Genomic DNA, 353 nt, shown 5'->3' with positions numbered 1-353 from the left:
CTATTGAAGATCAAAAGACCCAGGAACAAATTCATTGACCAGAAACGTAAGCAACAGACTTATTTTAAACTGCGCAAGAAGTCTTACAAAAAAGGAAGGAAACGTCACACCTCCTTACTTTACCTGTTAAGGAAAGGCCTGGATCAACTGCAGCAAGTCCTTGACGACCATCCCAACTTAACGCTGACCCATTTACAAGGTCATTACCTTCGCACCATCAAAAAGGTGCTTATGCAGCAACAAAAACTAGCCCTTGATCCAAAGGCCAAAATTGCCGACCGGATCGTTTCTTTACACAAACCCTATATCAGAACCATCAAAACAGGTAAAGAAAACAAGCCCAATGAATGGGG

The 353-nt window shown here is 42.2% G+C and carries 1 pseudogene; it reads left to right on the top strand.

The features are described 5' to 3' along the window. Nucleotides 1–353, top strand: a pseudogene (locus tag AC04NP_RS30730) (transposase); the annotation flags it as partial.

Source organism: Agaribacillus sp. DX54, assembly GCF_056858335.1.
Note: the sequence above shows the minus strand (reverse complement) of the source record. Positions and strands in the feature narration are given on the sequence as shown.